Source organism: Nocardioides pinisoli (genome assembly GCF_024199985.1).
GTDB lineage: Bacteria > Actinomycetota > Actinomycetes > Propionibacteriales > Nocardioidaceae > Nocardioides > Nocardioides pinisoli.
Window position 1 is genome coordinate 101,145 of sequence record NZ_JANARS010000001.1, and the last position, 24,896, is coordinate 126,040.

Genomic DNA, 24,896 nt, shown 5'->3' on the forward strand with positions numbered 1-24,896 from the left:
GCGGAGTGTCAAATACGCGCCTGGTTCTCGATCTGGATGGCGCCCATCGCGGTGAAGAGCTTCTTGATGAGGTAGTTCTCCTCGTTGTCGAGCGTCGCGCCCCCGAGGCTGGCGATGCCCATCGTGCGGCGCACGCGCCGGTCCTTCTCGTCGAGCTCCTGCCACGCGTCGCGACGCGACTTCACGACGCGGTCGGCGACCATCTCCATCGCGGTGGTGAGGTCGAGGTCCTCCCACTCGGTGGCGTAGGGGCGGCGGTACTTGACCGTGGTCTCGCGCAGCGAGCTGGTCACGAGGTTCTTGCTGGCCGACCCCTTGGGGCACAGGCGGCCGCGGTTGACCGGGCTGTCGGGGTCGCCCTCGATCTGCACGATCTGCTCGTCCTTGACGAAGATCTTCTGCCCGCACCCGACCGCGCAGTAGGGGCACACGCTCCGGGCGACCCGGTCGGCGGTGGTGGTGCGCGGCTCCACCTCGTCGGTGCGCCGCGAGCGCACGGACCTGCCGCGACCGAGGATGTCGCCGCTCGTCAGCTGTCGGAGCACCGGCCACGGGAGGAGCGACCTCGACTCCGCCATGCCGTCACCTCCGAGTGCGTGTGCTGCTGGGCCATGACCCTACGGAAGCCGCCACGACGCCGTCCACCGCCGCAGGGGTGAGCGCGTCACCGGACGACGAGCGCGTGCTCGCCGGCCGCGACCACCTCGCCGACGACCGGGTGGCCGGGCAGCTCCCCGACCACCAGCAGCCCGCCCGAGGTCTGGGCGTCGGCGAGCAGCACCAGCTCGTCCTCGTCGAGGTCCGACGCCAGGTGGGGGCGCACCCAGTCCAGGTTGCGCCTGCTCCCGCCCGGCACGAAGCCGTCGGCGAGCGACTGCCGCGCCCCGTCGACGTACGGCACGGCCGAGGCGTCGAGGACGGCGGTCGTCCCGCTGGCGCGCATCATCTTCATCAGGTGGCCGAGCAGGCCGAAGCCGGTCACGTCGGTGGCGGCGCGCAGCCCGGCGGCGACGGCCGCGCGGCTGGCGTCACGGTTGAGCTCGGTCATCACGGCCACCGCCTCCTCGAACCACTCGCCGGTCGCCTTGTGCCGGTTGTTGAGCACGCCGAGGCCGAGCGGCTTGGTCAGCGTCAGCGGCAGCCCGGGCCGTGCGGCGTCGTTGCGCAGCAGCCGGTCGGGGTCGGCGATGCCGGTGACCGCCAGGCCGTACTTCGGCTCCGGGTCGTCGATGCTGTGCCCCCCGGCGAGGAAGGCCCCGGCCTCGGTGCACGCGTCATCGCCGCCGCGCAGCACCTCCGCGGCCACGTCGAACGGGATCCGGTCGCGCGGCCAGCCGAGCAGGTTGACCGCGACCACCGGGGTGCCGCCCATCGCCCACACGTCCGACATCGCGTTGGTCGCGGCGATGCGCCCGAACGCGTAGGCGTCGTCGACGACGGGGGTGAAGAAGTCGGCGGTGGCGATGACGGCCCGGCCGGTGCCGTCGGGCGCGTCCTCGATGCGTACGGCGGCCGCGTCGTCGCCGTGGTCGAGGCCGACCAGCAGGTCGCCCGACGCCCGGCCGCGCCCGAGGCCGCTGAGCACGCGCTCGAGCTCACCGGGCGGCACCTTGCACGCGCAGCCGCCGCCGGCGGCGTACTGGGTGAGCCGGATCCCGCGGTCGGGCCTGGACGTGGAGTCGGTCGTGCTCGCGCGCTGGGTCACCCGGCCAATCTAGGCAGGTGGCGGTCCGGCTCTCCTCACCCCGTTGCCCGTGGCGGGGCCCGTCACGCGCCACCTAGCGTCGAACGCATGGAGACCGACGGCTCGGCCATCGCCCGCCTGCTGGAGGACTGCCAGCGCCGGCTCGACCGGGTCGAACCGGCCGACCTCGCGGACGTCGCCGCGGCGGGCGCGCTCGTCGTCGACGTACGACCGGTGGAGCAGCGCCTGCGCGACGGCGAGCTGCCCGGCGCGCTCGTCGTCGACCGCAACGTGCTCGAGTGGCGCCTCGACCCGACCAGCCCGCACCGCCTCGCCGTCGCCGACGATCCCGACCGGCGGATCGTGCTGGTGTGCCACGAGGGCTACAGCTCCAGCCTCGCGGCGCGGACGCTCCAGCAGCTCGGCCTGCGCGGGGCGACGGACCTGGCCGGCGGCTTCGTCGCCTGGGCGGCGTACGTCGCCTCGTCGCAGGTGACGGCGATCGAGCCCTGTGTCGCCACGCACTAGGGTGGCTCGCGGAGGCGGTTCTCGTCTGGTGACGGACGCGGTCCTCAAAACCGTTGCGACCCAGCAGCTGGGTCGGGCGGGTTCGATTCCCGTCCGCCTCCGCCAGTCGTGAGGGTCGTGAGCCGGGGCGTCGGACGAGGAGGGTGGGTGCCAGATCCGCGCCGGGCCACGCCCCGCACCGACCACGTCCTGGCCGACGACCGCCTGCAGGCCGCCGTGACGCGGCTCGGTCCGACCCTGGTCAAGCAGGCCGTCGTCCGGGCGCAGGAGCTGTGCCGGGCGGGCGAGGTGGCCCCGGACGAGGTGGCCGACGTCGCCGTCGCCGGCCTGCCCGCGGCGGCCACGACGATGCGGCGGGTCCTCAACGCGACCGGCGTGGTGGTCCACACCAACCTGGGCCGCGCGCCCCTGTCGGGTGCCGCCGTCGAGGCCGTGCGCACCGCCGCCGGTGCCACCGACGTGGAGCTCGACCTCGCGACCGGGCAGCGGGGGCGACGCGGCCGCGGCGCGCTCGAGGCCCTCGCGGCCGCGGTGCCCGACGCGGGCGGGGTGCACGTGGTCAACAACGGCGCGGCCGCGCTCGCCCTGGTCACCCGGGTCCTCGCGCGCGGCGACGACGGGCGCGACACGGTCGTCATCGCGCGGGGCGAGCTCGTCGAGATCGGCGACGGCTTCCGCATCCCCGAGCTGATGGAGTCGGTCGGCGCCAGCCTGCGGGAGGTCGGCACGACCAACCGGGTGCACCTCGCCGACTACACCTCCGCGCTCGACGACTCGACCGCGTTCGTCCTCAAGGTCCACCCCTCCAACTTCGCGGTCACGGGCTTCACCTCCTCGGTCCCGGCGCGCGACCTCGCCGGTCTCGAGCACGCCGGGCGGCGGGTCCCGCTCGTGGTCGACATCGGCTCGGGGCTGCTCGAGGCCCACCCGCGGCTGCCCCACGAGCCCGACGCCGCGCAGGCCCTGCGCGAGGGCGCCGACCTCGTCACCGCCTCCGGCGACAAGCTGCTCGGTGGCCCGCAGGCGGGCCTGCTGCTCGGTGAGGCCGGGCTGGTCGAGCGGCTGCGCCGCGACCCGTTCGCCCGCGCGCTGCGCGTCGACAAGCTCACCCTCGCCGCCCTCGAGGCAACCCTCACCGGGCCCGTGCCGCCCGTGCGCGCCGCGCTCGCGCGGTCGGTCGACGACCTCAGGGCGCGGGCGCACGCGATCCTCCGGGCGTGGCCCGCCGACCTGGTGGCGTCGCTCGCAGCCGAGGTCGTGGACTCCTCCGGCGCGGTCGGTGGCGGCGGAGCACCCGGCGTCGAGCTGCCCAGCGTGGCCCTCTCGCTGCCCGAGCACCTCGCCGCACCGCTGCGCGCCGGCGAGCCCCCGGTCCTGGGTCGCACCGTGCGCGGGCGGCTGCTCCTCGACCTGCTGGCGCTCGACCCGGCCGAGGACGACGCGCTCACCGACGCCGTACGCCGCGCCGCGGGGGCGGGCACGCCCTGATGCACGTCGTCGCGACCGCGGGACACGTCGACCACGGCAAGTCCACCCTGGTGCGGGCCCTCACCGGCACCGATCCCGACCGGCTCGAGGAGGAGCGGCGACGGGGGCTGACGATCGAGCTCGGCTACGCGTGGACCGCGTGGCCGGACCTGGGCGACGTGGCCTTCGTCGACGTGCCGGGCCACGAGCGCTTCCTCACCACGATGCTCGCCGGCATCGGGCCCGTCCCGGCTGCGCTGCTGGTCGTGGCGGCCGACGACCCGTGGATGCCCCAGGCCGCAGAGCACCTCGCCGCGCTGGACGCCCTCGGCGTGGGTCGCGGCGTCGTCGCCGTGACGCGCAGCGACCTCGCCGACCCGGCGCCCGCGATCGCGCGGGCGACCGCCGAGGTGTCCCGCACCAGCCTGGCCGGTGCACCGGTCGTCGCCGTGAGCGGCCGCACCGGCGCCGGGCTCGACGACCTCCGCGCGGCGCTCACCGGGGTGCTCGCGGCACTGCCGGTGCCCGACCCCGACGCCGACGTGCGGCTGTGGGTCGACCGCCGGTTCGCGGTGCGGGGCGCGGGCACCGTGGTCACGGCCACCCTGCCCGCCGGCACGGTCCGGGTGGGCGACACGCTCGCCGACGGCGACCGGCTGGTGCGGGTCCGCGGGCTGCAGGCGCTCGGCAAGGACGTCGACGCGGTGAGCGGCACCGCCCGGGTGGCGCTCAACCTCACCGGCGACCTCGACGGCATCGGGCGCGAGACGGTGCTGACCACGCCCGGGGCGTGGCACCGCACCGAGGTGGTCGACGTACGCCTCCGCGCGGGCAGGGACGGGGACGGCGCGCCGCCGCTCACGCCGCAGCTGCACGTCGGCGCCGCGGACGTCGCGGTGCGCCACCGCCCGCTGGGCGACCCTGCCGACGGCCTCGCCCGACTGACGCTCGAGCGCGCGCTGCCGCTGCGCGTGGGCGACCGCATGCTGCTGCGCGACCCCGGACGCCGCCACGTCTGGCGCGTCGACGTCCTCGATCCCGACCCGCCGCGGCTGCGCCGGCGCGGCGCCGCGGACCGGCGGGCCACCCAGCTCGCCCGCGCCGACGGCACCCCACGCCTCGCCGACGAGCTCGCCCGCCGCGGCCTCGCGCACCGCGACCGGATGCGCCGCATCGGCGTGCCGGTGACGCCCGGCGACCACCTCGAGTCGGGCCCGTGGCTGATCGGGCGCGGCCTCGCCGCGGCGCTCGCCGACCGGCTGCCGGCACTCGTCGAGGAGCACGCGCGGTCCCACCCGCTCGACCCCGACGTCCCGCTGACCGTGCTGGCCGACCGCCTGCGGCTGCCGAGCCCGGACCTCGTCACGCCGCTCGTGCGCCCGCCGCTGCTGGTCGTGGGCGGGCGGGTGCGCGCGCCCGGGGCAGGCCTCCCGACGCAGGTCGCCGCCGCCGTCGACGTCGTACGCCGCGAGCTCGAGGCCGCGCCCTTCGTCGCCCCCACGGCCGACCGGTTGCGCGACCTCGGCCTCGACGACCGCGCCCTCGGTGCCGCCGAGCGGGCCGGCCTGCTGTGGCGCGTCGCCCCGGGCCTGGTGCTGCTGCCCGGGGCCGACCGGGACGCCGCCGCCCGCCTCGCACGGCTCGAGCAGCCCTTCACCACCAGCGCCGCGCGCAAGGACCTGGGCACCTCGCGGCGCGTGGTGCTGCCGCTGCTCGACCGGCTCGACCGCGCCGGGCTCACCCGCCGCCTCGCCGACGACCGGCGCGAGGTCGTGGGCTGAGGCAGCCTCAGCCCGCCGCGAGCTCGGGGGCGCAGGGCACGAAGTCGACCTTGTCGCGCACCCCGCAGTCGGGGCAGCACCAGTCGTCGGGGACGTCCGCCCAGGCCGTACCGGCCGCGAAGCCCTCGTGCTCGTCACCGGCCGCCACCTCGTAGACGTAGTCACAGCTCGGGCACCGGGCCGCCAGCACCTCGGCCGGCCGGGGGTCGAGTGCGCTCGCGGCACCATCCGCCGCGGAGCCGCGCACTCGACCCGGGGCCGGATAGCGGGCGAGGTAGGTCTCGCGCTTGCGGGGGCTGATGTTGGCGAGCGACACGTCGCCGCCGAAGTGGTCGACCACCCGCTGGTCCATCACCCGTCGCCACACCGCGGGGACGATCGCCAGCACGATCATCCCGGCATAGCCGGTCGGCAGCACCGGGCTCTCCTCGAAGTCGCGCAGCGTCTGGTAGCGCCGGGTCGGGTTGGCGTGGTGGTCGCTGTGGCGCTGAAGGTGGTAGAGCAGCACGTTGGTCGCGATGTTGTTGGAGTTCCAGCTGTGGCTGGGCAGCACGCGCTCGTAGCGCTGGCGCTCTCCCTCGCCGACCTTCTGCCGCAGCATCCCGTAGTGCTCCATGTAGTTGACCACCTCGAGCAGCGAGAAGCCGACCACCGCCTGGACGAGGAGGAAGGGCAGCACCTCGAGGCCGAAGGCGACCAGCACGGCCGCCCACAGCACCAGCGTCATGAGCCAGGCGTTGAGCACGTCGTTGTCGAGGCGCCACGGGGACTGCTTGCGCCGCGCGAGCCGCCGCTTCTCCAGCCGCCACGCCGACCGCAGCGACCCACCGACCGTGCGCGGCCAGAACGCGTAGAAGCTCTCACCGAGCCGGGCGCTCGCCGGGTCCTCGGGCGTGGCGACGCGGACGTGGTGGCCACGGTTGTGCTCGATGTAGAAGTGGCCGTAGCCGACCTGGGCGAGCGCGATCTTCGACAGCCAACGCTCGTTGGCCTCCTTCTTGTGGCCGAGCTCGTGCGCGGTGTTGATGCCGATGCCGCCGATGCACCCGATCGAGATCGCCAGGCCGAGCTCGTCGATCGTCGACAGCGGTCGGTCGGCCAGCAGCCCGAAGGCGTCCCAGCCGCCGACGACCGCCATCGCGCCCAGGAAGCCGGCGTACTGGATGGGCAGGAACAGATAGGTGATCCAGCGGTAGTAGCGGTCCTGCTCGAGCGCCTCGATCACGTCGTCCGGCGGGTTGGAGCGGTCGAGCCCGGCGACCAGGTCGATCGCGGGGACGATGCCGAGGATGACGATCGGCCCGACCCAGAACCACACGCCCCATCCGGTCGCGAGGTAGCCGCCGAAGGCGACGAACGCCAGGCTCGGCACCACCAGGCCGATCAGCCACAGGTAGCGCTTGCTGTCGGTCCAGAGCTCCGTCGTGCCCTCGGGCACGGTGCCGCTGGGGGCGAGTCGGGTGGGATAGCCGGCCATCTTCCTGACCTCCTGCCGTTGGGTTTACATGACAATAGGTTCTGTAAACCTCACTTGACAAGAGGGGCACACATGTCAAGCCGGGGATCACCGGTCGACCGACGGCCCGGACGGCGGGGTCTCGCAGGGTGTTGCCCCCGTCACACCGGCGTACGGCTGGCGATAGGTTGTGCGCCATGGAACACCCCTTCGGCATCGACTTCGGCGGAACCGGCATCAAGGGCGCCCCTGTCGACCTCGCGGTCGGTGACTTCGCGCACGACCGGATCCGGATCGACACCCCCCGGCCCGCCACCCCGCAGGCGGTCGCCGAGGTCTTCGGACAGATCATCGGCAGCTTCCCCGCCTCGTCGCGACCGGTCGGCGTGACCGTGCCCGGCATCGTCCGTCACGGCGTGGTCCACTCCGCGGCCAACATCGACAAGTCGTGGATCGGCGAGGACGCCGACGCGATCTTCACCGCCGCCCTGGGGCGTGAGGTGCACGTCGTCAACGACGCGGACGCCGCCGGCCTCGCCGAGGCGGAGTACGGCGCTGCGAAGGGCCGCCGCGGACTGGTCATGGTCATCACGCTCGGGACCGGCATCGGCTCGGCGATGATCTGGAACGGCCAGCTCGTCCCCAACTCCGAGATGGGCCACCTCGAGCTCGACGGAGCGGTCGCCGAGGCGACCACCGCGACCAGCGCGCGCGAGCGCGAGGGCCTCTCGTGGGAGGAGTGGTCGGTGCGGCTCACGGCCTACTTCCGCCACCTCGAGCGCCTCTTCTCCCCGGACCTCTTCGTGATCGGGGGCGGCGTGAGCAAGTCGTGGGAGAAGTTCGGCCACCTCATCAAGGCCGAGACCGAGATGGTGCCCGCGACGCTGCAGAACCGCGCCGGCATCGTCGGCGCCGCGCTCGTCGCCCACCGGATGGCCGGCGTCGAGGACTGACCCCTCCCGGGCTCAGCCGTCGAGCACGCGCTCGAAGGCCTCGGTCGCGCCCCGCAGGTAGCGCTGCACGACGGCCTTCTCCTCCTCGGTGAAGCTCGCGTCGTGCCGGTGCAGCGCAGCGAACATCGGCATCAGGTGGCCGATGATCTCCTCGCGCCCGGAGTCGGTGATGTGGAGCTCCGTGCGCCGGCGGTCGACCTCGTGCGGCCGCCGCTCGACGTGACCCCGCGCGACCAGCCGGTCGACGATGCCCGTCGCTGCGGCGGTCGACACCTCGAGGCGGCGGGCGACCTCCGCGGGACCGATCTGCTCCCGGGTGAGGTGCTCGAGCGCCACCAGCTCCGACTCGCTGAGCCCCGCACGCCGTGACACCACGTGGTTGACGCGGCTGCCGGCGGCGACGAGGTCGCGCAGCGCCAGGAGCGTCGGCGGCTGCGCCCGCTCCTGCCCCCGGCCGACCCAGGGCGGAGGCGTGACGGGGTGCTGCTCGTCCGTCACCGGCGGCCCCCTTGCGTGTCGTCGTGCACTTGCCTCGTCGATGATACTACCGCTAACTTGATAAGTAACCTACTTAGCAATCACGTCGGCTAACTATCTCTTCGAGGAGCACTCCGTGCCTTCCCACCCCACCCCCGCTGCGGCCCGGGCGATCACCGGACGCCGACTGGCCTGGTTCTTCGCGCTGGTGCCGATCCTGCTGGCGCTGTTCGCGATCGCGTTCGTGCCCGAGGGCGAGCGGGAGAACTCGGCTCTCGACACGCTCCCGGCAGGCGCCGACAGCACCCTGGCCGTCGAGCTGGAGGAGCAGCTGCCCGACGACGAGGGCCAGGTGGCCATCGTCCTGTGGACCGCGGAGTCGGGCGAGCTCGACCAGGCCACGCAGGGCGAGCTGACCCAGCAGTCGGTCTCGCTCCTGTCGGAGGCCGGTGGCGGCGGGGCGCCGGAGGGAGCGCCGGACGGCGCCGCCGGGGGTGGTGACGGGGCGGGCGCGCCGCAGGACGGGCCGCCGGGCGGTCCGCCCGGTGGTGGCGAGGGCCAGCAGTCGCCGCTGGTGGTGGCCGAGGACGGGACCGCCGCGTTCGTCGCCGTACCCGTCTCCTCGTCGTCGGCGACCGACAACATCGACAAGGTCGAGGAGCTGCGCGACCAGCTGCGCGAGGACGCCCCCGACGGCGTCGAGGTCCAGGTGACCGGGCCGGCCGGCATCCAGGCCGACATCGGCCAGGTCTTCGACGGTGCCGACATCCGGCTCCTCGGCGCCACGGCGGCGGTCGTCGCCATCCTGCTGATCATCACCTACCGCAGCCCCGTGCTGTGGCTGGTCCCCCTGACGGTCGTCGGCATCGCCGACCGCCTGGCCGCGATCGCGGCGACCAACGTCCTCGAGGTGGCCGGCGTCGCGTGGGACGAGTCGACCATCGGCATCCTCAGCGTGCTCGTCTTCGGAGCCGGCACCGACTACGCCCTGCTGCTGATCTCGCGCTACCGCGACGAGCTCAAGACCACCGAGTCGCGCCACGAGGCGATGGCGCACGCGCTCAGCCGCACCTTCGAGGCGGTGCTGTCGAGCGCCACGACGGTCGTGCTGGGCCTGCTGACCCTCCTGCTGTCGGCGATCCCGACCACGCGCGGCCTCGGCCTGGCCTGTGCGGTGGGCGTCGTCATCGCCGCCACCTTCGCCCTCGTCGTGCTGCCCGCGGCGCTGGTGCTGTTCGGACGGTGGGTGTTCTGGCCGCGGGTGCCGCACGTCGGCGACCCGGTGCTCGTGGACTCCCGAGGCGTGTGGCACCGCGTCGGCAGCGCCGTCGCCCGGCGTCCGCGCACCTTCGTCGCCGGCACCGTCGTCGCCCTCACGGTGATGGCCCTCGGCGCCACGACCATCACCACGGGGCTCGACCCGGCCGACCAGTTCCTCGAGCGCCCCGAGGCCATCTCGGCCGCCGAGCGGCTCGGCGAGTCCTTCCCCGCCGGCACCAGCGACCCGGTCCAGGTCGTCACGCGCGACGACCCCGAGCAGGTGCTCGCCGCGGTCGAGGAGGTCGAGGGCGTCGACTCCGCCCGCGTCACCACCACCGGTGACGGCATCGCCCGCATCGACGCCGTACCCGACGCCGCTCCCGGCAGCGACGCCGCACAGGCGGTCGTGCTCGACGTACGTGACGCGGTGGCCGACTTCGACGACACCCACGTCGGCGGCGGCGACGCCGAGGCGCTCGACGCGGCCGACTACGCCGCGAGCGACCGCCTGCTGATCCTGCCGCTCATCCTGCTGCTCGTGCTCGGCGCGCTGCTCCTGCTGCTGCGCTCCGTCGTCGCGCCGATCCTGCTCGTCGCGACCGTCGTGGCGACGTACGCCGCGAGCATGGGCGCGTCGTGGTGGCTCTTCCAGACGGTGTTCGGCTTCGACGCGATGGACACGGGCGTGCCGCTCCTGGCGTTCCTGTTCCTCGTCGCGCTCGGCGTCGACTACAACATCTTCCTCGTCACCAGGGCGCGGGAGGAGGCGCGCGAGCACGGCACCCGCACCGGCATGCTCCGTGCCCTGACCGCCACCGGCGGCGTGATCACCAGCGCCGGCATCCTGCTCGCCGCCGTCTTCGCGGTGCTCGGCGTGCTGCCGCTGGTCGTGCTCGCCCAGCTCGGCGCGATCATCTTCGTCGGTGTCCTGCTCGACACCCTCGTCGTCCGCACCGTGCTCGTGCCGGCGCTCGCGCTCACCCTCGGGGAGAAGTTCTGGTGGCCGCGCAAGGTGGGGCCGGCCTGACCCGGGGGCGGGTCCGCCCGCCTGGCGGACTCCCCGCTCGAGCGGGGAGTCCGTCACTAGGAGGGGGAAACAACCCCCACGAAGTGTCGGACTTCCCCACCAGGTGCGCCCGGGCCCGGGGCGACGGGGGCTGACGTCCGGCGGGGGCTGACGTCTGGCGGGGTCTGACGTCTGGCGGGGTCTGACGTCTGGCGGGGGCTGACGTCTGGCGGGGTAGTTAAGGGGCACCTGACCCTGGACTACCGCCAGATCGTCCAGGTCTCCCTTAACTACCCCCGATGACCGACCGCGGCCAACCCGGGGTCGACGAAGGGCCGGAGTCGAACCCCGATCCGCCGGGGGTCAGCCCTCGCGGCCGCTGATCGCCGACGCCACCCGCTTGGTCACGTCGGGGTGGAACACGCTCGGGATGATGAAGGCCGCGTGGAGCTCCTCGGCGCTGACGGTGTCGGCGATGGCCTGGGCCGCGCGCAGGAGCATGTCGACGGTCACCTCGGAGGCGCCGGCGTCGAGGAGCCCGCGGAAGACGCCGGGGAAGGCGAGGACGTTGTTGATCTGGTTGGGGTAGTCGGAGCGGCCCGACGCGACCACGGCGGCGTACTTGTCGGCCTCGGCCGGGTCGACCTCCGGGTCGGGGTTGGCGAGGGCGAAGACGACCGGCTTGGGCGCCATCGTCGGGATCCACTCCGGGTCGAGGATGCCGGGGGCCGAGACGCCGATGAAGACGTCGGCGTCGACGAGCACCTCGCGCAGCGAGCCGGTGGCACGACGCGGGTTGGTCGCGGCGGCCAGGTCGGCGTGCGCCGCCGACAGCGACTCGTCGCCCGCGGCGAGCGCACCCTCCCGGTCGACGACGACCACGTCGTGGGCGCCCGCGGCGAGGAGCAGGGTGACGATCGCCGTGCCCGCGGCGCCGGCGCCGGACACGACGATGCGCACGTCGGCGAGCTGCTTGTCGACGCACCGCAGCGCGTTGGTCAGCGCGGCCAGCACCACGATGGCGGTGCCGTGCTGGTCGTCGTGGAAGACGGGGATGTCGAGCGACTCGCGCAGCCGGGCCTCGATCTCGAAGCAGCGCGGGGCCGCGATGTCCTCGAGGTTGATGCCGCCGAAGCCGGGGGCGATCATCTCGACGGCCTTCACGATCTCGTCGGTGTCCTGGGAGGCCAGGCAGATCGGCCACGCGTCGATGTCGGCGAAGCGCTTGAACAGCGCGGCCTTGCCCTCCATCACCGGCATCGCCGCGCCGGGGCCGATGTTGCCGAGGCCCAGGACGGCGGAGCCGTCGGTGACGACGGCGACCGAGTTGCCCTTGATGGTGAGCTTGCGGACGTCCTCGGGGTTGTCGTGGATCGCCATCGACACCCGGCCGACGCCCGGCGTGTAGGCCATCGACAGGTCGTCACGGGTGCGCAGCGGCACCTTGGACTGCACGGAGATCTTGCCGCCGAGGTGGAGCAGGAAGGTCCGGTCGCTGACCTTGTGGACCGTCACCCCCTCGACCTCGGCCACCGCGGCCACGAGCTCCTGCGAGTGGGTGGCGTCGGCCGCCGAGCAGGTGACGTCGACGGTGAGCCGGTCGTGGCGCGACTCGGCGACGTCGATCGCGGTGACGACGCCCCCGTTGTGCGCGATGGTGGTCGCGACCGCGCCAACGACGCTGTGGTCGGCCGCGGTGTACAACCGCATGGTGATCGAGTACGACGATGCGGTTGCTGCCATGCCCCAGACCCTCTCCTCCGCGCGGGGTTACGGGCAAGTCACCACGGTCTAGGCTCGGGTTGTGGACACAGAGTTCATCGACGCCCCCGACCACCACCGCTACGAGCTGCGCTCCGGCGACCAGCTCGTCGGCTTCATCGACTACCGGCTGCACGGCGACGTGATCCGGCTGATCCACACCGAGGTGCCGGAGGCCTTCAGCGGCCAGGGCCACGCCGCCACGCTCGCGCGCTCGGCCCTCGACGACGCCCGCTCGCGCGGCCTGACCGTGCGGCCCGACTGCCCCTACGTGGCGGCGTACATCAAGAAGCACCCGGAGTACGCCGACCTCGTCGCGTCATAGGCAGGCAGCGTTTGGCGCGCCGCTTCGGGGGTAGCCCTATAGTCACCGCGACGGCACGCGGGTGGTGGCAAACGATCGGGGGGTGCGCCATGGCCGAGGTGGCCGCAGACGACGGCAGGACGGACGGGGCCGTCGGCGACGCCGACAGCGCGATCGCGCGACGCATCGGCTTCGTCGCGCGTCCGGTGCGCGGGCTCGTCAACGCCCCGCACCTGCTGGTGCTCGTGGTGCTCGGCATCTGGGTCGCGTGCTCGTTGACCTACGCCCTCCTCGAGGACAAGGGCCCCATCGAGGGTCTGTGGTGGGGCATCGTGACCGGCTCGACCGTCGGCTACGGCGACTTCTACCCGTCCTCGACCGCCGGCCGCGCGGTCGGCGCGGTCCTGATCGTCTCGATGCTGGTGCTCGTCCCGATCGCGATCGGCCACGTCATCGCCAACCTCGTCTTCGACAAGGAGTCGCTCGCCGTGGCGACGGTCCTCGAGGACGTCCACGAGCGCATCGACCGGCTCGAGCACCTCACCCTCGCCTCCCTCGAGGCCCAGCACGGTCGCGAGTGGCTCGACCAGCGCCTCGCCGAGCACGAGGCCGCCGACGCCAGCACCACCGACGTCGCCGAGCGCATGCTGGCGATGTTCACGCAGAAGAACGCCCAGCCGACGAATGCTGACCAGGACCCGCCCGGAGGCGCCCGATGACCACCCCCACCCGCCGTCGCATGCGGTCGACCAGCATCTCGCTGGGCATCACCGCGCTGATGGCCAGCAGCCTCACCGGCTGCTCGTCCAGCGCCGACTACGCCGCCGTCTGCGTCGACCCCGAGACCGAGGAGCGCGTCGACGACGACCAGTGCGACGACGACTCCGACTACGACGGGAGCGGCACCGGCTTCTTCTGGTACTACCTCGCCGCGCGGTCGGTCGTCCCCGGCGTCGGCTCGACCGTGAGCGGCGGGACCTACCGCGGCAGCACCCTCAACGGCTCGGTGCAGCGCGGCGGCCTACCGACCACCGGCGGCTCCACCGTCAAGTCCGCCACCACCAAGGGCGGGTTCGGCGGCAGCTCCCGCGGCTTCGGCTGAGCCTGCCCGCCCAGCCCCCGCCTCGGCACCCCACCACGCCCGCACCGCTCCCCAGGAGAACACCCCGTGACAGACCTGATCAACGCCCTCCTCCACGCCGTCGCGTACGCCTTCGTCGGCGGCGCGATGCTGGTCGTGGCCTACTACGTCCTCGACCTCGCCACGCCCGGCCACCTCGGCACCCACCTGCGCGGCGTGGACGAGAACGGCAACGAGTCGGTGCACGCCCACTCCAAGGGCGCCGGCCTGGTGACCTCGGCGTGGCTGGCCTCCAACGCCGCGGTGCTCTTCACCGCGATCTGGACCAACGGCGAGACCTCGCTCGGCTGGGCGCTGGTGTGGACCGTCTGCTTCGGCGTGGTCGGCATCGTGCTCAACACCCTGATGTTCTTCGCGGTCGAGGCGATCACGCCCGGTGACCTGCGGCAGATCGTCACCGCGCCCGGCCCCGTACGTCCCCTCGCGCAGGTCGCGGCGGCGGTCGCCCTGTCGGTCGGCGCCATCGTGTGCGCCAGCATCGCCTGAGCGGGACGGGCACCCGACATGTGGCGGCACCGGTCGCGAGCGCGTGAGGGCTGGCGCGACACCGTCGTGGAGCAGGGTCTGGTCTTCCCGACCACGAAGATGCCCGACGGCTCCGAGCTGCCCTACTGGAACGAGGACGCCTGGTACGAGGTGACGATGGAGGAGGTGGAGGCCCTCGAGGCCGCCACCGAGGAGCTGTGGGCGATGTGCCTGCAGGCCGTCACCCACATGGCCACGACGATGACCGACGAGCGGCTCGGCCTGCCGCCCGGCTCGCTGGGCGTCGTCCGACGCTCGATCGAGGCCGGCGACCCGGCGCTCTACGCACGCTTCGACCTCGCCTACGGCGCCGACGGGTCGATCAAGATGCTCGAGATCAACGGCGACACCCCGACCGGCCTCGTGGAGACCGGGATCATCCAGTGGAACTGGATGGAGGACGTGATGCCGGAGATGGACCAGTGGAACTCCGTCCACGACCGGCTCGTCGCCGGGTGGCGCACGCTGCGCCGCTCGGGGCACTTCGACGGCGACCGGTTGCACTTCCTCTACGACCTCGGGGAGGAGGACTCCTACGACGGCGGCGAGATGGAGATGACGGTCCACTACCTGATGGACACCGCCGTCCAGGCCGGCTGGGTCACCATGGCCCACCCGATGGCCGAGGTCGGCTGGAACCCCGACACCCGCGACTACCGCGACGTCCACGACGAGCCGCTGCGCAACGCCTTCAAGCTCTACGCCTGGGAGGAGATGCTCGCCGAGCCGTTCGGCCAGTACGTCGTCCAGCAGCAGGAGTCCCGCCCGACGCGGTGGATCGAGCCGGCGTGGAAGGTGCTGCTCAGCACGAAGGCGCTGCTGCCGGTGCTGTGGGAGCTCTTCCCGCGCCACCGCCTGCTGCTGCCGGCGTACTTCGACGAGCCGCGCGACCTCGAGCGCTGGGTCGCCAAGCCGCTGCACGGGCGCGAGGGCGACAACATCCGCATCCACCTCGACGACATGATCGAGGACGTCGTGATGCCCGGCGGCTACGGCGCCGAGGGCTGGGTCTACCAGGCCTACACCGACCTGCCGAGCTTCGAGGGCAACCGCGTGGTGCTCGGGTCGTGGATCGTCGACGGCGAGGCCGCCGGCATGCTGGTGCGCGAGTCGGACAACATGGTCACCGACTACTTCTCCCGCGTCGCGCCCCACGTGATCAGCGACGGGCTCGCGCCGTCGGAGGAGCAGGTCGCGCAGTGGCTGGCCGAGCGGGTCGGGCCGGACGCGCCGACACTGTCCTGACCTCGCTGTACCTGCGGGCGAGCCCGGACTCTGCACCCGAGTTGCGTGCTTTGCACCCGGGATCTCGACCTCGAAGCGGGGTGGTCACCGGATATCCGGTGACCGCCCCCTAGCGCACCACCGAGTCGGTGATCGTCCGGCTCGCGCCCAGGAAGAAGACCCCCGGGATGGTCTCGAAGCCCTCGCTGGTGTTGCCGATCAGTCGCGAGCCGTCGATCGTCAGGGTGCCGGAGCGGTCGTTGGACACGAAGAAGATCGCCCCGCCCCCCTCGCGCGCGGTGTTGTTCGACATCACGCTGTCCTCGAGCGTGAGGTGGATGTCGTCGCCGTCCATGTAGATGGCGCCCCCCGAACCGCCGCCCGGCGTGCCGGGCCGGGCGGGGTTGGCGCCACGGCCGACGGCGCGGTTGCCGGTGAAGGTCGAGCCGCTGATGCGCCACGAGACGCCGATGCTGCTCAGCGCCGAGCCGTTGCTGCACCGGCCGCCGGTGAAGTTGGAGCGTCGTACGACGACGGGCCGGTCGCGGTACTGGTCGAGCACCCGGACCGCGGCCCCGCCCACGTCGGGGCCGGTGCGGTCGCAGCGGTTGTCAGCGAAGGTCGAGTCGAGGATCCTCAGCCGGCCCCCGCGCACGAAGACCGCGCCGCCACCTCCGCCGTCGGTCGTCTCGCCGGTGCTGTTGCCGCGGACGAACCGCATGCCCTTGAGCACCAGCAGCGGCTCGGCCTGGTCGTTGCAGTGCGAGGTCGTCCACACCTGCGCGCGGTCGCAGGTGTTCATGTAGAGGATCCGCCGCCTGTCCTCGCCGCTCAGGGTGACGAGCCCGCCGCCGTCGAGGACGACGCGGGCCGAGGTGTTGACGACCTTCGCGGTCCGCTTCATCGCGATCGTCACCGGCGACGGGCCGCAGTCGAAGCGGATCAGGCCGCCCCTCGCCACGGCGCGCACGACCGCGCGCGAGGTGCACGACGCAGGCGTCCCGGTGCCGACGACGGTGTCGGCGACGCGCCCGTCCGTCGCCGACCGAGGCGCTGTCTCCGCGCTCGCAGGTGCCGACGTCACGACCGCGGCGAGGACCGCCGCGGCCACGACGCCGGCGCGCATCAGAGCGCCTTCTCGATGTCGCCGGACAGCTTCTCCGGCTCGGTCTGCGGGGCGTAGCGCTCGATGACCTGGCCGTCGCGGCCGACGAGGAACTTGGTGAAGTTCCACTTGATCTTGCTGCCGAGCAGCCCGCCCTTGGAGTCCTTGAGCCACGCGAAGAGCGGGTGGGCGTCGTCGCCGTTGACGTCGACCTTGGCGAACAGCGGGAACGTCACGCCGAAGTTGCGCTCGCAGAACTCCGAGATCTCCGCCTCGTCGCCCGGCTCCTGGTTGCCGAACTGGTCGCACGGGAAGCCCAGCACGACCAGGCCTTGGTCGGCATAGGTGTCCTGCAGGTGCTGCAGGCCCTTGTACTGGCCGGTGAAGCCGCACTGGGAGGCGGTGTTGACGACGAGCACGACCTTGCCGTCGTACTGCGAGAGGTCGGTGTCGGTGCCGTCGATCGCGGTGGCCGAGAAGTCGGAGAGAGAGGTCATGACCCAGAGTCTGCCAGCGGCGCTGTCACGAACGGCTCCCCGAAGCGCTCGCCGAACACCCACTCCTCGAGCGGCCGGCGCGCCCGGTCGCGGCGGTCGCGGGCGGCGGTGCGCTCGTCGACCTCGGTCGGGTCACCCGGCACGCCGACGGCGATGCCGGTGAGGACGCGGTGGGTGGCCGGCACGCCGAGCGCCTCGGCGAGCGCGTCGTGGTCGAAGCCGGCGAACTGGTGCGCGTGCAGCCCCATCGCCCGCGCCTGCAGCGTCAGGTGGGCCGCGGCCTGGCCGACGTCGTAGAGGGCGTGGTCGCTGTACGACGCCGCGCCGGGCTCCTCGCTCTCGAGCACGTGCGCGGCGGTGACGAAGACGACCGAGGCGCGCGGCACCCAGCCGGCGTTGCCGCGGCTCAGCGTCGCGACGAGCGACTCGTGCTGCGGGGTGCCCGGGACGCAGACGAAGAACGCCCACGGCTGGGTGTTGCCCTTGCTCGGCGCCCACTGTGCGGCGCGCAGCAGGGTCTCGACCTCGTCGTGGGTCAGCCGGTGCGCGTCGTCGTACACGCTCGGGCTCCAGCGCGACCGCAGGGGCTCGGCCAGTCCGGCGGCGGTGGGCTGCGGCGCTCGATCGGTCACTGTTCGAGTATGTCGATACGGCCCCTCGGCCCGTCGGCCGGTGCTTCACTGGGCGGATGTACGGGGCGGCGCTGCGCGACATCGGTGCGGGCGAGCAGATCACCGCCGACCTGTTCGGCTGACCGGGCTGCCTCAGTCGTCGAGGGTGTCGAGCTCGGCCAGCGCCGACTCCCACCGCTCGCGCCGCTCGGCGTCGGTCTGCTCCCACCACGGCGTGCCCCGCTCGCCGAGGCCGACCTTGGCCAGCTGCGTCCGGTGGCGGGTGGCCTCGAGCTCGGCGTCACCGTGCGCCGTGCGCACGCCCGACCGGCCGCGCCCGAGGTGGGACTTCAGCCGGGCGAGCTCGTCATCCGGGATGGCCGGGTCCGTACGCCGCCAGCGCCGGCCGTCGACGACCAGCCACTTCTCGTCCTCGGTCGGGGAGTCGCGGGGCTCGGCCATGGCCCGAGCATGCCCGACGACACCGTCACCCCGATCGCAGCAGCGCGATCCCGCCGAACTCGTGGAGCTCCGCGTCGTCGACGAAGGCGATGAGGTTGCCGGCTTCGAGGGCCAGCTCGAGGAGGTCGTCGACGAGGTCGTGGGAGGCCACCTCGCCGCCCTCCCCCGGTGGCCGGGGGTGCACGTAGCCGTGCTCGACCAGGAGCGTGCCCGGGGTGCGCCTGGTCACCGCGGCCCAGCACTCGTCCAGCCCGGCGACCACCTGGTCGGGCGCGGTGGCCACCGCCTCGTAAAGGTCGTGGAGGCTCTGCTGACCGCGTCGGCGGAGGTAGTCCTCGAGACAGAGCGCGGTCGCGCTGAACAGCTCGTCCGGGGCGTCGGCCCGCGCGTCGACGACCTCCCCCGCCAGCCGGTGCAGCCACGTCGCGCCGCCCTTCAGCTCGGCGACGAGTCCGGGATCACCCGCGAGCACCAGCGGTGCCGGGCGCTGCGACCGCAGCCGCGTCATGCACGCGTCGAGGCGAGCGAGGAGGTCGCGGCGGTCCTCGGGGGTCCGGTCCGCGGCGAGCTCGCGGTCGCCGACGGGTCGCGGCCTGCCGCCGGGGAGGCGCTCGACCGTCTCGAGCAGCGTCACCCGGGTGGCGACCCAGAACACGCGGGCACCGAACTCGTCGATGCGCACGACCAGGTGCGGCGGGGTCCGGTGGAGAGCCCGGAGCAGGTCGCGGGTGGCGAAGGTGGACTCGACCACGACCTTCGGGTGGACCGACACGGGAAGGGTCCAGGCGCGCGAGACGTGGTCGCTGACGAAGATCCCCAGGGCGTGGGACGTGCCCGAGTCCTGGGCGATGCGGGCCAGCCGGCGCAGCTCGCGCACCAGCCGCTCGCGGTCGGTGACGCCGTCGTCAGCCAGGCGCCGCTCGGCGTCGAGGAGCAGACCGTCGAGGCGCGCGCGGTCGGCGACCGCCATCCGAGCAGCCGGCGTGGTGGGCATCAGCACGGAGATGCAGGGGTGGCCACCGCTCACGGTCAGGTGAGCCACCGCCTGCGGCGTGAGGTCTCGACGACCCGCGGTGGGTGCCGCCGTCACCTGCGCGCCGCGGGTCAGGGCGTCCGGGCCCCTGATGATCACGGTCAACCTCCGGCCGTGTCGACGTACGGCCGCCCGGGCCCGGCGCCCAGCAGGGGCCCGCGACGCGGCCGTCTGCGCCGCGCGGCCGCGCTGGCGTGCCGGCGGGTGACCCCGCACCTGTCGAGGTCACGAGCCGCCCACAGGCCGAGCCAGATCGCCACTGCGCCGAGGATGAGGATGTCGCCCATGCTGATCACCACCGTTGTCGTCGCTCCGGGCTCTGCTGCCCGGATGGTGATCAGAGGTGGTCTCTCCCGTCCCGGTGCGGGACCCGGTCGCCGGGCTGGTGGGCCGTGGTGACGGCGACCGGAGCTGGGTTACTCCCCAACCCTGATGTGCGACCAGATTATCACGAAGTCAAATTCACGTGTCAACGGTCGCAGGGTACGCGTTGACCAGGTCCACGAACGCGCCGAGCGTCACACCGGACTCGAGGTCGTGCCGGAAGTGGGAGCCGCGGATGACCCGGTAGCGGTTGCGCCGGCCCACCTTCTCCTTCTCGACGTAGCCGTGCTCGACGAGGTCGGCCACGATCTGCTGGACAGCCCGCTCGGTGATCCCGACGGCGTCCGCCACGTCGCGGGTCCGGGCGTCCGGGTCGCGCGCCAGGGCGACCAGGACGTGGCCGTGGTTGGAGAGGAAGGTCCAGTCGTCACGAGGCACGGCGAACCATGCTACGCGATCTGCAGTTCGTCCGTTCCGCCTCGCGAGCTCGGCCCGACCGACGTCGTCGAGCTGCTCCCCGCCATGACGAGGCGACCTGGAGCCACCTCAGCGTCGGCGCGCCGCCCACCTCACCGCGCCGCGGACGACGGCGACGACGACGACGCTCCAGAGGAGTGTCTGCTGGACGAGCAGACCGGCGACGAAGCCGAGGAGAGCGGCGACCACCCCGAGCCCCGACCCCAGTGCCTGGTCGACGAGCAGGGCGAGCAGGGCGCCGGCAGCCGCGAAGAGCACTCCGGCGCGGAATCCGTCGATGGTCACGGCCCCAGTGTGCCGCGACCCCGCCATCGCATCGGCCGGACCGACCGCCGTGCCCACGGGGCCGTCACGGGACGGGTCCTGGTCACCTCGAGCCGGGGTCCGGCCGGCGTCACGGGCTCGTCGAGCGGCAGTCGCCCACGCAGGTGGAGCAGGAGTCGTCGTACGTTCACGGAGGCCTCCTCAGTGCCGCAGGACGAGCGCGATCCGGTCGTGGCCGGCGAGGTCGCCATCGGCGACCAGCGCGAGCTGTCCGCCCGTCAGGATCACCTGCTCCATCAGGTCGTCCACCAGGTCGTGCACCTCAGCAACCGCGGGCGCGCCGCCAGGGGTGCCGCGCCCGGGGACCGTGGTGCCCGGAACGATGAAGTCCTCCTCGACCAGGAGCATCGCCGGTCGCCGCCGGCCCAGGGCTCGCCAGCACCCCTCGATGCCCGAAGCCACGTCCATGGGTCGATCCACCGCCGCTCGCCGGAGCAACGCGAGCGCGTCCTCGCGTCGAGTCCGCAGGTAGGCCTCGACGGCGGTGATGCCGGCAAGGGCGAGGTCGAGGATCGTGGCGCAGTCGCGGTCGTCGACCCGGCCGGCGAGCCGCTCGAGGTTGCCGCTCAGGGCGCAGAACTCGTCGAGCAGGCGCGGCGGCCCGACGAGCACGAGCGGGCTCGGGTGATCGGACCGGTAGTCCCCCAGCAGCTGGTCGACGCCGCGCAGGAACCCGGTCGTCACCTCTGCCCGCGTGGCAGCGGCGGCCGGCTGGCGGGGCCCGGGCACCCGGATCGAGTGCTCCGAGCCGAAGGGCTCGTGCCGCCCGACGGGACGCAGGCCACCGTCCTCCGAGGCGTACAGGTGAGCGCAGGTGGGATGCACCAGGAGCACCAGGTGGGGCGGCATGCGGTGCAGTGCCGAGATGAGCGGCCTGGTGGCGAAGGTGCTCTCCACCACCGCCCGGGGGGCCACCGGCTGCGGCAGCCGGAACGAGCGGGCGACCGCCCGGTTGACGTAGATGCACAACCCCCGATCGGTCGGCTCGTCGCTGGCGCGGTCCACCTGGTCCGACAGCTTGTCCAGCAGGCGGGACCGGTTCGTCACGCTCCGCTCGACCAGGCACTGCGCCGCGTCCCGGACCAGGTCGTCCAGCCTCGACCGGTCCGCCGGCGTCATGCGCGGGGCCGGTTCCGTCGGCAGCAGGACCGAGATGCACGGGTAGCCGGCGGTGACCGCCAGGTCCGCGATGTCCCTCGTCCTCAGGGCGACGGGCGAGCCGATCGCGCCGGCACTCATCGCAGCACGTCCTCGTGGCCGGCCGCCGGGTCCCCCGCGGTGGGGGCCTGCTCACGCGTCGCGCGGAGGCTGGCGACGACGGCGACCGTGATGCAGGTGGCGATGACGGTGAGGGAGAGCCAGATCGGCACCTTCCAGACGTCCAGGAGGAGCATCTTGACGCCGACGAACACGAGGATCGCCGAGAGCCCCGCCTTGAGGTGGACGAAGCGGTGGATCAGGTCGGCGAGCAGGAAGTACATCGCGCGCAGGCCCAGGATCGCGAAGGCGTTGCTGGTGAAGACCAGGAACGGCTCCTGCGTCACCGCGAAGATCGCCGGGATGGAGTCGACGGCGAAGATGATGTCCGTCGTCTCGACGAGGACGAGCACCGTGAAGAGCGGGGTCGCGACCCACTTGCCGGCGCGCTTGACCCAGAACTTCTGCCCGTCGTACTCGTCCGTGCTCGGCACCCATCGCCGGACCAGGCGCAACACCGGGTTGCGCGAGGGGTCCATCTCGTCGTTGCGGTGGGTGAACATCTTCCACCCGGTGAAGACGAGGAACGCGCCGAAGACGTAGAGGACCCAGGCGAAGTTCTCGATGAGCACCGCACCGCCCGCGATGAAGATCGCCCGGAAGACCAGGGCGCCGAGCACGCCGTAGAACAGGACCCGGTGCTGGTACTCCCGCGGCACGGCGAAGTAGGTGAAGATCAGCGCGAAGACGAAGACGTTGTCGACGGCGAGCGACTTCTCGATCAGGTAGCCGGCGTAGTACTCACCACCGGCCTGGGCGCCGTACGCCCACCAGACGACGCCACCGAAGGCGAGCCCGAGCGAGACCCAGACCGCGGACCAGGTCGCGGCCTCCCGGACCGACACGACGTGGGCCTTGCGGTGGGCGAGCAGGTCGACGGCCAGCATCACCAGGATGACGGCCAGGACAGCGAGCCAGGCCCAGAGGGGGACATCCATGTTCTCGTACCTCCAGCGTGGCCCGACTCGACGACGAGTCGGGCGTGACGTCGGAGGTCTCCCCCGCCACCGGGACCTGCGTCCGTCGTGGCCGCCGCACCGAGCCGGTCACGGCCGGCCGAACTGACGATGCGGTGAGGTGGGGTACTCCCCTCGTGCGGTCCATTATTCACGAAGCTTGCTTCGTACGTCAAGCCCGGGGGTCACGTGCCATCGCGACATCGGTCACTCGAAGCGGACGTCGTCCACGTCGATGCTCACCACCACCGGCTCGGGCATCACGACGCCGTCCGCGCCGACCAGGTGGACGCGGCGACGGGTCGGCACCTGGACACCGTCGAACGCCTGGTGGTCGAACGCGTAGTGGGCAGCGGGTGTCGTCGACCCGAGCACCTCGGTCGTGTAGTCGTGGCGCCGGATGAGGCCACGGTCGTCGAGGTAGTAGAGGTTCTCGGCGGAGTGCGTCGCGATGTCTGCGGGATAGACCACGCGGAGTCGGCGCCACGTCTTGTCCTGCTCGCTCCACGGGTCGAGCTCCTCGACCTCGACCCCGGGCAGGAGCCAGGAGAACGGCTGGGTGAGGTACGTCCACATGGCATAGCCGGTGAAGTAGGCCAGGTGCAGGCGGTCCCAAGGGGTCTCCAGGGAGTGGCCGACGAACGCGGCCCGCGGGTCGGAGCGCTCCTCCAGCACCTCGTCGCGCGAGTTCTCGATCGTCACGCTGCTGGGCGTGTAGGTGTCGTGGAGGTCTCGAACTCCACGCCGGGGGCACGGAGCACCCGAGCCCCGTTCCGTCGTGCGGTGCCCGTCGCGGCCTCCAGGGCGGACTTGCCCATCCCCGCCTCGGCGGTCAGCAGGAGCACGCCACCGGTCGCCGTGGCCGCACGGACGAAGGCGTCGAGCTGGGCGACCTCTCGAGCGCGCCCCACGAGGGTCCGGTCTCCGTCACCACCTGCTGGCGTCACGGGCCCTCCCTGCTGTCGGCCCCCGGACACTGGTGCCTCGTCAGCCTACGCGTCCCACGACGTCCGGGAGCCGATCGGTGAGCGTGAGTCACCCGACCGGGGCGGTCGCCCGCGCGGCTCGCCATCAGCGCGGAATGACAGTGCGCTGCGGACGTGGTCAGGAGAACGAGCAGGTCAGGGGAGCTTCTCGACAGCGGTGGCGACGAACGCACCGATGCCCTCCGTGGTGAAGGCGGGTTCAACGCCCTGGCCCATCACGATGTCGACCACCTGCAGGTCCATCAGCACCGGGCCCTGCCGCACCAGGGAGTTGTGGAGCAGCCAGTACGCCCCGCCACCGGCCTCAGCCAGCCTTGTCACGTCGCCGTAGCGGTCGTCGCCAACATCCGGGATCGCCATCGGCTCGGCCTCACCGGGACCCTCCTCGCCGGCAGGGATCTTCCCCTGACAGGCGCGCATGCCATCACGCAACGCGTTGAAGGTCGACTCGACCTCGGCCGGGTCCTCCGCCAGCAGGTACTCCTGGACGAAGATCATGTGGCCCACCCGATCGCCAGTGGCCATGTCGATGGGATCCTCCTCAGACTGGTCGATCTGCCGGAACGCCTGCCACCGCAGCCCTTCCGCGGCCAGATGAGACTCCCTGCCGGCCTTGCCGCACAGCTCGATCCTCGGCAGCATCCCCTGCTTGCTCTCGGGCACCACGCCGTCGATCGCGCCTTCCGCGTCCTGGGGCACGTTGACGGCCCACGTGCCGTCGTAGTCGTCCGCCGTCACCAACGCCGCGGCCAGCTGCTCGGGTGTCGGCGCGGCTCCGTGCGACGTGGCGGACCGAGTGCTCGAGGGGGGCGATCCAGAATCGTCGCCATCATCCGCGCAGCCCCCCAGCAGCAGCATCGTCGCCGCAGCCAGGCCGATACTGATACGAACGTGATTCATCGTGCCGCGCTCCCTCGCCGGTCGCTCCCCGTGCCTCCAGCCTCTCGCGCTCCATGAGCACTGGTCAGGGGCGCAAGGCCCCCGGGTCAACAGCCTCGCCCAGCTTCGTCGCACACAGTCGCCAGCGACCGGCTCAACGCTACGAGGACCCACTCGTCGCCACCTGCGAGCGATGTCGCGGTGCGCATCGTTGATGCCTGCCCAGAGCGGGCGCCCCGGAAAATGGCCAAGGCCCCGGGTCCATGGACCCGGGGCCAGCCACCCATGGTGCGCGAGGGGGGAGTTGAACCCCCACGTCCTTTCGGACACACGGACCTGAACCGTGCGCGTCTGCCTATTCCGCCACTCGCGCTTGAAGCGGGCTCAGGCTACCCCACCGCCGACACGCCCTCCCAAT

The 24,896-nt window shown here is 72.7% G+C and carries 28 protein-coding genes and 2 tRNA genes; 11 read left to right on the plus strand and 19 right to left on the minus strand.

Going from position 1 to position 24,896, the window contains the following annotated elements; translation table 11 throughout:
* Positions 1-8: 8 nt before the first annotated feature.
* Positions 9-578: a hypothetical protein gene (locus NCI01_RS22995; RefSeq protein ID WP_504928444.1), complete on the minus strand. Its 570-nt coding sequence runs from the start codon at positions 576-578 to the stop codon at positions 9-11.
* 86 nt (positions 579-664) lie between these two features.
* On the minus strand, positions 665-1,705 hold the full coding sequence (gene selD, locus NCI01_RS00485; protein ID WP_254179508.1) for a selenide, water dikinase SelD: 1,041 nt from the start codon (positions 1,703-1,705) through the stop codon (positions 665-667).
* A gap of 87 nt (positions 1,706-1,792) precedes the next feature.
* Between selD and NCI01_RS00490 the strand changes: the two genes are divergently transcribed.
* The 4 genes from NCI01_RS00490 (at position 1,793) to NCI01_RS00505 (ending at position 5,460) form a co-directional block, all read left to right on the plus strand.
* Positions 1,793-2,212 (plus strand): rhodanese-like domain-containing protein, encoded by a 420-nt coding sequence (locus NCI01_RS00490; RefSeq protein ID WP_254179509.1) that lies wholly within the window; start codon positions 1,793-1,795, stop codon positions 2,210-2,212.
* Positions 2,213-2,222: 10 nt separating this feature from the next.
* Positions 2,223-2,317, plus strand: a tRNA-Sec gene (locus NCI01_RS00495).
* Positions 2,318-2,359: 42 nt separating this feature from the next.
* Complete coding sequence (gene selA / locus NCI01_RS00500; protein ID WP_254179510.1) at positions 2,360-3,700, plus strand: L-seryl-tRNA(Sec) selenium transferase; 1,341 nt, start codon at positions 2,360-2,362, stop codon at positions 3,698-3,700.
* Positions 3,700-5,460: a selenocysteine-specific translation elongation factor gene (locus NCI01_RS00505; RefSeq protein WP_254179511.1), complete on the plus strand. Its 1,761-nt coding sequence runs from the start codon at positions 3,700-3,702 to the stop codon at positions 5,458-5,460. The genes selA and NCI01_RS00505 overlap by 1 nt, the downstream gene beginning before the upstream one ends.
* A 7-nt stretch (positions 5,461-5,467) precedes the next feature.
* Here NCI01_RS00505 and NCI01_RS21885 read toward each other — a convergent pair whose 3' ends face one another.
* Entirely contained in the window at positions 5,468-6,937 is a 1,470-nt protein-coding gene (locus NCI01_RS21885) for a fatty acid desaturase (protein WP_302181416.1), read from the minus strand.
* A gap of 176 nt (positions 6,938-7,113) precedes the next feature.
* Here NCI01_RS21885 and ppgK point away from each other — a divergent pair, with 176 nt between their 5' ends.
* On the plus strand, positions 7,114-7,869 hold the full coding sequence (ppgK, locus tag NCI01_RS00520) for a polyphosphate--glucose phosphotransferase (protein WP_254179512.1): 756 nt from the start codon (positions 7,114-7,116) through the stop codon (positions 7,867-7,869).
* Between the two features lie 12 nt (positions 7,870-7,881).
* Here the strand turns inward: ppgK and NCI01_RS00525 are convergent, their stop codons facing one another.
* On the minus strand, positions 7,882-8,367 hold the full coding sequence (locus NCI01_RS00525) for a MarR family winged helix-turn-helix transcriptional regulator (RefSeq protein WP_254179513.1): 486 nt from the start codon (positions 8,365-8,367) through the stop codon (positions 7,882-7,884).
* A 115-nt stretch (positions 8,368-8,482) separates the two neighbouring features.
* Between NCI01_RS00525 and NCI01_RS00530 the strand changes: the two genes are divergently transcribed.
* The gene (locus NCI01_RS00530) at positions 8,483-10,633 is read left to right on the plus strand and encodes an MMPL family transporter (RefSeq protein ID WP_254179514.1); all 2,151 of its coding nucleotides are present in this window, start codon (positions 8,483-8,485) and stop codon (positions 10,631-10,633) included.
* A gap of 342 nt (positions 10,634-10,975) precedes the next feature.
* Here the strand turns inward: NCI01_RS00530 and NCI01_RS00535 are convergent, their stop codons facing one another.
* A complete protein-coding gene (locus NCI01_RS00535; RefSeq protein ID WP_254179515.1) occupies positions 10,976-12,355 on the minus strand; it encodes an NAD-dependent malic enzyme in 1,380 nt (459 codons plus the stop codon).
* Between the two features lie 61 nt (positions 12,356-12,416).
* On the opposite strand from NCI01_RS00535, the gene NCI01_RS00540 reads away from it, so the two are divergent.
* The 5 genes from NCI01_RS00540 (at position 12,417) to NCI01_RS00560 (ending at position 15,588) form a co-directional block, all read left to right on the plus strand.
* Positions 12,417-12,698, plus strand: a complete 282-nt coding sequence (locus NCI01_RS00540) for a GNAT family N-acetyltransferase (RefSeq protein ID WP_254179516.1) — start codon at positions 12,417-12,419, stop codon at positions 12,696-12,698.
* Positions 12,699-12,787: 89 nt separating this feature from the next.
* A complete protein-coding gene (locus NCI01_RS00545) occupies positions 12,788-13,396 on the plus strand; it encodes a potassium channel family protein (RefSeq protein ID WP_254179517.1) in 609 nt (202 codons plus the stop codon).
* Positions 13,393-13,779 (plus strand): hypothetical protein, encoded by a 387-nt coding sequence (locus tag NCI01_RS00550; RefSeq protein ID WP_254179518.1) that lies wholly within the window; start codon positions 13,393-13,395, stop codon positions 13,777-13,779. Before NCI01_RS00545 ends, NCI01_RS00550 begins: the two co-directional genes overlap by 4 nt.
* A gap of 66 nt (positions 13,780-13,845) precedes the next feature.
* Entirely contained in the window at positions 13,846-14,304 is a 459-nt protein-coding gene (locus NCI01_RS00555) for a DUF350 domain-containing protein (protein WP_254179519.1), read from the plus strand.
* Between the two features lie 18 nt (positions 14,305-14,322).
* On the plus strand, positions 14,323-15,588 hold the full coding sequence (locus NCI01_RS00560) for a glutathionylspermidine synthase family protein (RefSeq protein WP_254179520.1): 1,266 nt from the start codon (positions 14,323-14,325) through the stop codon (positions 15,586-15,588).
* A 109-nt stretch (positions 15,589-15,697) separates the two neighbouring features.
* Here NCI01_RS00560 and NCI01_RS00565 read toward each other — a convergent pair whose 3' ends face one another.
* The 14 genes from NCI01_RS00565 to NCI01_RS00630 all read right to left on the minus strand — a co-directional run bounded on the left by NCI01_RS00565 (position 15,698) and on the right by NCI01_RS00630 (position 24,851).
* Positions 15,698-16,693, minus strand: coding sequence for a hypothetical protein (locus NCI01_RS00565; RefSeq protein ID WP_254179521.1), 996 nt, complete (start codon positions 16,691-16,693; stop codon positions 15,698-15,700).
* On the minus strand, positions 16,693-17,169 hold the full coding sequence (locus tag NCI01_RS00570) for a glutathione peroxidase (RefSeq protein ID WP_254179522.1): 477 nt from the start codon (positions 17,167-17,169) through the stop codon (positions 16,693-16,695). The genes NCI01_RS00565 and NCI01_RS00570 overlap by 1 nt, the downstream gene beginning before the upstream one ends.
* The gene (locus NCI01_RS00575; protein ID WP_254179523.1) at positions 17,166-17,801 is read right to left on the minus strand and encodes a nitroreductase family protein; all 636 of its coding nucleotides are present in this window, start codon (positions 17,799-17,801) and stop codon (positions 17,166-17,168) included. The genes NCI01_RS00570 and NCI01_RS00575 overlap by 4 nt, the downstream gene beginning before the upstream one ends.
* A gap of 132 nt (positions 17,802-17,933) precedes the next feature.
* Positions 17,934-18,242, minus strand: coding sequence for a hypothetical protein (locus NCI01_RS00580; RefSeq protein WP_254179524.1), 309 nt, complete (start codon positions 18,240-18,242; stop codon positions 17,934-17,936).
* Positions 18,243-18,267: 25 nt separating this feature from the next.
* Positions 18,268-19,374, minus strand: coding sequence for a hypothetical protein (locus NCI01_RS00585; RefSeq protein ID WP_254179525.1), 1,107 nt, complete (start codon positions 19,372-19,374; stop codon positions 18,268-18,270).
* Between the two features lie 2 nt (positions 19,375-19,376).
* Positions 19,377-19,562 carry a hypothetical protein gene (locus NCI01_RS00590; protein WP_254179526.1) on the minus strand — a complete coding sequence of 62 codons (186 nt, stop codon included), beginning with the start codon at positions 19,560-19,562 and terminating at the stop codon, positions 19,377-19,379.
* Between the two features lie 175 nt (positions 19,563-19,737).
* Complete coding sequence (locus tag NCI01_RS00595; protein ID WP_254179527.1) at positions 19,738-20,037, minus strand: helix-turn-helix transcriptional regulator; 300 nt, start codon at positions 20,035-20,037, stop codon at positions 19,738-19,740.
* Between the two features lie 108 nt (positions 20,038-20,145).
* On the minus strand, positions 20,146-20,361 hold the full coding sequence (locus tag NCI01_RS00600) for a hypothetical protein (protein WP_254179528.1): 216 nt from the start codon (positions 20,359-20,361) through the stop codon (positions 20,146-20,148).
* Between the two features lie 180 nt (positions 20,362-20,541).
* Positions 20,542-21,639: a baeRF3 domain-containing protein gene (locus NCI01_RS00605; RefSeq protein ID WP_254179529.1), complete on the minus strand. Its 1,098-nt coding sequence runs from the start codon at positions 21,637-21,639 to the stop codon at positions 20,542-20,544.
* The gene (locus NCI01_RS00610) at positions 21,636-22,595 is read right to left on the minus strand and encodes a TerC family protein (protein WP_254179530.1); all 960 of its coding nucleotides are present in this window, start codon (positions 22,593-22,595) and stop codon (positions 21,636-21,638) included. Before NCI01_RS00610 ends, NCI01_RS00605 begins: the two co-directional genes overlap by 4 nt.
* Positions 22,596-22,820: 225 nt before the next feature.
* Positions 22,821-23,315 carry a hypothetical protein gene (locus NCI01_RS00615; RefSeq protein WP_254179531.1) on the minus strand — a complete coding sequence of 165 codons (495 nt, stop codon included), beginning with the start codon at positions 23,313-23,315 and terminating at the stop codon, positions 22,821-22,823.
* Positions 23,312-23,560, minus strand: a complete 249-nt coding sequence (locus tag NCI01_RS00620; protein WP_254179532.1) for an ATP-binding protein — start codon at positions 23,558-23,560, stop codon at positions 23,312-23,314. Before NCI01_RS00620 ends, NCI01_RS00615 begins: the two co-directional genes overlap by 4 nt.
* A gap of 174 nt (positions 23,561-23,734) precedes the next feature.
* Positions 23,735-24,499 carry a hypothetical protein gene (locus NCI01_RS00625; RefSeq protein WP_254179533.1) on the minus strand — a complete coding sequence of 255 codons (765 nt, stop codon included), beginning with the start codon at positions 24,497-24,499 and terminating at the stop codon, positions 23,735-23,737.
* A gap of 265 nt (positions 24,500-24,764) precedes the next feature.
* Positions 24,765-24,851, minus strand: a tRNA-Leu gene (locus NCI01_RS00630).
* Between the last annotated feature and the right edge of the window lie 45 nt (positions 24,852-24,896).

What these genes read in the sequence shown, in the direction of transcription:
- NCI01_RS00535 (WP_254179515.1), bottom strand. Translation starts at nt 12,355, where the DNA reads ATGGCAGCAACCGCATCGTCGTACTCGATCACCATGCGGTTGTACACC.
- NCI01_RS00580 (WP_254179524.1), bottom strand. Translation starts at nt 18,242, where the DNA reads ATGGCCGAGCCCCGCGACTCCCCGACCGAGGACGAGAAGTGGCTGGTC.
- NCI01_RS00605 (WP_254179529.1), bottom strand. Translation starts at nt 21,639, where the DNA reads ATGAGTGCCGGCGCGATCGGCTCGCCCGTCGCCCTGAGGACGAGGGAC.
- NCI01_RS00560 (WP_254179520.1), top strand. Translation starts at nt 14,323, where the DNA reads ATGTGGCGGCACCGGTCGCGAGCGCGTGAGGGCTGGCGCGACACCGTC.
- NCI01_RS00565 (WP_254179521.1), bottom strand. Translation starts at nt 16,693, where the DNA reads ATGCGCGCCGGCGTCGTGGCCGCGGCGGTCCTCGCCGCGGTCGTGACG.
- ppgK (WP_254179512.1), top strand. Translation starts at nt 7,114, where the DNA reads ATGGAACACCCCTTCGGCATCGACTTCGGCGGAACCGGCATCAAGGGC.
- NCI01_RS00625 (WP_254179533.1), bottom strand. Translation starts at nt 24,499, where the DNA reads ATGAATCACGTTCGTATCAGTATCGGCCTGGCTGCGGCGACGATGCTG.
- NCI01_RS00590 (WP_254179526.1), bottom strand. Translation starts at nt 19,562, where the DNA reads ATGGGCGACATCCTCATCCTCGGCGCAGTGGCGATCTGGCTCGGCCTG.
- NCI01_RS00550 (WP_254179518.1), top strand. Translation starts at nt 13,393, where the DNA reads ATGACCACCCCCACCCGCCGTCGCATGCGGTCGACCAGCATCTCGCTG.
- NCI01_RS00490 (WP_254179509.1), top strand. Translation starts at nt 1,793, where the DNA reads ATGGAGACCGACGGCTCGGCCATCGCCCGCCTGCTGGAGGACTGCCAG.
- NCI01_RS00505 (WP_254179511.1), top strand. Translation starts at nt 3,700, where the DNA reads ATGCACGTCGTCGCGACCGCGGGACACGTCGACCACGGCAAGTCCACC.
- NCI01_RS00610 (WP_254179530.1), bottom strand. Translation starts at nt 22,595, where the DNA reads ATGGATGTCCCCCTCTGGGCCTGGCTCGCTGTCCTGGCCGTCATCCTG.
- NCI01_RS00570 (WP_254179522.1), bottom strand. Translation starts at nt 17,169, where the DNA reads ATGACCTCTCTCTCCGACTTCTCGGCCACCGCGATCGACGGCACCGAC.
- NCI01_RS00545 (WP_254179517.1), top strand. Translation starts at nt 12,788, where the DNA reads ATGGCCGAGGTGGCCGCAGACGACGGCAGGACGGACGGGGCCGTCGGC.
- NCI01_RS22995 (WP_504928444.1), bottom strand. Translation starts at nt 578, where the DNA reads ATGGCGGAGTCGAGGTCGCTCCTCCCGTGGCCGGTGCTCCGACAGCTG.
- NCI01_RS21885 (WP_302181416.1), bottom strand. Translation starts at nt 6,937, where the DNA reads ATGGCCGGCTATCCCACCCGACTCGCCCCCAGCGGCACCGTGCCCGAG.